Source organism: Methyloglobulus sp. (assembly GCF_046714055.1).
Taxonomy (GTDB): domain Bacteria; phylum Pseudomonadota; class Gammaproteobacteria; order Methylococcales; family Methylomonadaceae; genus Methyloglobulus.
On sequence record NZ_JBKKBJ010000266.1, the window covers coordinates 1 to 3403 of the forward strand.

General features: G+C 47.2%; 3 protein-coding genes and 1 pseudogene. All 4 read right to left on the bottom strand.

The genetic code is table 11. The features are described 5' to 3' along the window. Positions 1 to 94: 94 nt before the first annotated feature. Positions 95 to 559: a tetratricopeptide repeat protein gene (locus ACLQ6D_RS15835; protein WP_411728277.1), complete on the bottom strand. Its 465-nt coding sequence runs from the start codon at positions 557 to 559 to the stop codon at positions 95 to 97. After that, positions 542 to 622, bottom strand: a pseudogene (locus ACLQ6D_RS15840) (hypothetical protein); the annotation flags it as partial. The pseudogene ACLQ6D_RS15840 and the gene ACLQ6D_RS15835, both read right to left, overlap by 18 nt. Before the next feature lie 189 nt (positions 623 to 811). Continuing rightward, on the bottom strand, positions 812 to 1378 hold the full coding sequence (locus tag ACLQ6D_RS15845) for a hypothetical protein (protein ID WP_411728278.1): 567 nt from the start codon (positions 1376 to 1378) through the stop codon (positions 812 to 814). A 406-nt stretch (positions 1379 to 1784) separates the two neighbouring features. Next, a partial coding sequence (locus ACLQ6D_RS15850; RefSeq protein ID WP_411728279.1) for an Hsp70 family protein occupies positions 1785 to 3403 on the bottom strand: 1619 nt, incomplete at its 5' end.

Consider the following 3403-nt stretch of genomic DNA (forward strand, 5'->3'; position numbering starts at 1 on the left):
TGACCAGATCGTTGATGTGTGTTGCCACGCATGGAACCAGTTCGCCAGCCAACCCGACACCATCCGAAATCTTTGCTCCCGTAAATGGGCTTTATTAATATGATAATCTATTGGGATTGGTATAACAACCTGCCAACCCATCTTGAGCATAAGCATAGCCTTGTTCAGCAGCTTTGTTGTACCATTCAAAAGCTAATCCATGGTTTTGCTCAATACCTATACCGTCTTGGAAACAGCGGGCTAACCGACATTGTGCCTCGGCACAATCTTGTTCTGCGGCTTTTTTAAACCATGTAAATGCCAGCTCGGCATCTATTTTAGCACCGACAATATCATCACCGAATTCCCAATACAGGCTGGCACTTAAACGAGAATGGGCTTCACGACCATTCTTGTTTTTGATCAAATTTTTAAGCAACAGATTAAACAACTTCACAGTGCGTTCTCTATCTAGCTCCAAATCTATATAATCTACAAAAGGTAGACCCACAAAATAATACAAACCTAATGCTAATTGCCCACTAACAAGCCCTTGTTCAGCCGCTTTTACAAGCCACATTAAGGCCAGTTCTCTATTTTTCTCAACATCTTTGCCACCTGCATAGCAACAGGCTAAATCAAATTGCGCCTGTGCATCGCCATCATTTGCTTGTTATTGCAGATCAGCAATTAAGGAGGTGTTTTGTTCGTTCATGGTCATGGTCTTGGCCTTTGGGTTTTGTGCTTTTTTGTTGGGTTCGTGTGCTTAAGGCAATAATCGAATCGTCTATTGCCTTTGCCCTGGTGTTTTGCTTGTCTAACAATCTGTAAATCACCGTTCAATAAATTCGACTTTAAGCGGCATATTTAATTGTTTGCCAATATCTTCCAACACGGTTGTCGCGGTTTGCATACTAACGTGAGTTGTTATATACCAACCGTCACAGCGTCTTTGGTTTTGGTAGCCGTTTACCGGGGTTCTGGCTAAAAGCGGTACTGAGCTGACCACTTTATTCAGCCTGGCTACCCGCTCCAGGCCAAAGGCTCTCAAGGTCTTCACAAAGGTTTCCTTGATGGTTGCTTCTTCAATGACTTTATCAGCCACTGTTACTCTTAAAAGACATCCCAGTTTTCGGGTACGGTTTTTATCCTTTTTGTGAAAATTCGCTTTCTCCACCGTGCGTGCATTATAGTTTGACGCGAAATTATTCACGGTGGTTTTGATTTCCGCCTCAAACCCCAGCAACCAGCGGCATGAGTCATTGATGACTGCCACCTGCGAAAAATCACCGATTAAATTGGCCTCGGCACCCGCTATCTTTAGGTCGTCCGTGGCATGATGCAGAACTGCAAACAATTCAGTGATTTTTGTCGAAACAGGTTCTGGTAGTCTTTTCATAGCAACATCTCCGGTTTTTTTTCGTTGGATTCGTTTGGGTTAAATTCATGTCGAAATCACACTGCCTTCGTGATTTTCGCTTAATTTTCAAATATAAAAAGTTGTATTGCCTGTTTTTTGAAGCTGAATTCATTTCGCCCTATGAATCCGCTTTCACAACATGGTGTGTAGTATCGGATAAAATTATCGGAATGTAATGGGAGAACTGTGGGAGTTTTTTGTCCTTGCAACTTTAAACTGAAGCGGGGGTTTTGGTAAGTGCTTGAGCATATTGAAGCAGAAGGCTTGCAATAATCTGCTAACTGGCTGGCACGAGCGAACGTTATGTTTCAGCGCTCGATAAGGGATGATTACAAAACAGTGCCTTGCTCAAATGCGGCAAGGGTTTTACACCGATGTTTGATGTTTATTCACCCGACCTGACATCAAACTCAATTTTCCAGCGGGTGTTGTCTTTTTGTGAAACGGCTTGCAGTTCGAGTGTGCCGACTTCCGTGACCGCAGCGCACAAATGGACGGGAACGACTTCACCTGCTTTACGGCCTTCTTTGGCTAGGGTGACTTCGATTTCAGCCAGTTCCGAAAGTTCTTCGCGGCTCCAGCGGTTTAATCGTGTGCCCACCCTGTCTTCGCGTCGGGTTGTGGATGCAAAAAAACGAAAACGTACCGGTTCCCCAATCACCAAGCCAAATTCTTCATTCGGTAATTCTTGCTGCGTTCCTTCTTCCATGCCAAATGGGGCAATACATAAGGCCTGTATTTCTGGAGGGATACCGGGGACAGAAGGCATGGCGCTTTCTATGCCTACGTAATAGGACGCGGCTGCGCCGCCCTTGATGCGGACGCCTTTGCCTTTGCGGACAAAACCATAATAGGCCGCGCCCCTGGCAACGGCGAGATCGAGGTCAGTGCCGGATAACAGCCGTGCTGGCGGTGCTTGTTCTTCTTGTAGCCAGGTATTCAATACTGCCTTCAAGCGGCTAGCCAGGGTGTCTGCTTTTAGTACGCCACCATTAAACAGCACGGCAGTCGGGTGTATGAATGTTGCATTATCCGCCAGTTTGATCCCTTCTAATTCCTCGGTAGCATGTTGCTGTTTGGCAAGGAATGCGGCGAGATGCCGGGTAATACCTGCATCCTGGGCATAAGGCAAGCCAGATGTCCTTAATCCTGTCCGGGCTCGGTAAACGGGTCTAGCGCTGGCCGGAACTTGAGGCAAAAACCCATCCACCAAGGCATTATTGACTTCTTCACGAGTAAGTTCCGTCCGTAGCGTACCGCCTATCAATGAAGATCCCCTATTTGCAATAACAATTGGGGCAACATCCATTGTCAGATTATTGAGCAGTTTTTCTTTCGCATCCCGGCAACTATGTGTTAGCGCCTGAAATTGCCAGGGTTGCAGTGATTTATCTTCTGTTTCCAGTTTGGTTTTGACGGCATAAGCGAGCGCCAAATCCATATTGTCGCCGCCCAGCAAAATATGGTCGCCAATAGCGACTCGGGTAAACTCAAGATTGCCGTCACTTTGAGTGACAGCGATTAAAGACAGGTCGGTCGTACCGCCGCCTATGTCAACGACCAGGATAATATCCCCGACGTGAACCTGCCTGCGCCAATTTTTGTTATTTTTTTCTATCCAGCTATACAGCGCTGCCTGTGGCTCTTCCAGCAGGATAGCATGTCCAAGGCCGACAACTCTTGCAGCTTCTATGGTCAGTTCGCGGGCTGCCGGATCGAACGATGCCGGTACGGTGATGACAACATCTTGCTGTTCCAGCGGCGCATCGGGGTACTGGTTTTGCCAGGCATCCTTAAGATGTTGCAAATAAGCGACGGTCGCCTGAAATGGCGAGATACGTTCAACTTCCTCGGATGCGTCAGATGGCAGAATCGGCGCCTTGCAATCGACGCCTGAATGACATAGCCAGCTTTTGGCGCTGGACACCAAACGGATAGGCGTTTTACTGCCGAGATTACGGGCAATTTCACCTACCAGGTGTTGCGGCTTGTTCGTCCAGGGCA

Excerpts from the sequence above, each read along its gene's own strand:
- ACLQ6D_RS15845 (WP_411728278.1), bottom strand. The coding sequence starts at position 1,378 with ATGAAAAGACTACCAGAACCTGTTTCGACAAAAATCACTGAATTGTTT.
- ACLQ6D_RS15835 (WP_411728277.1), bottom strand. The coding sequence starts at position 559 with ATGTGGCTTGTAAAAGCGGCTGAACAAGGGCTTGTTAGTGGGCAATTA.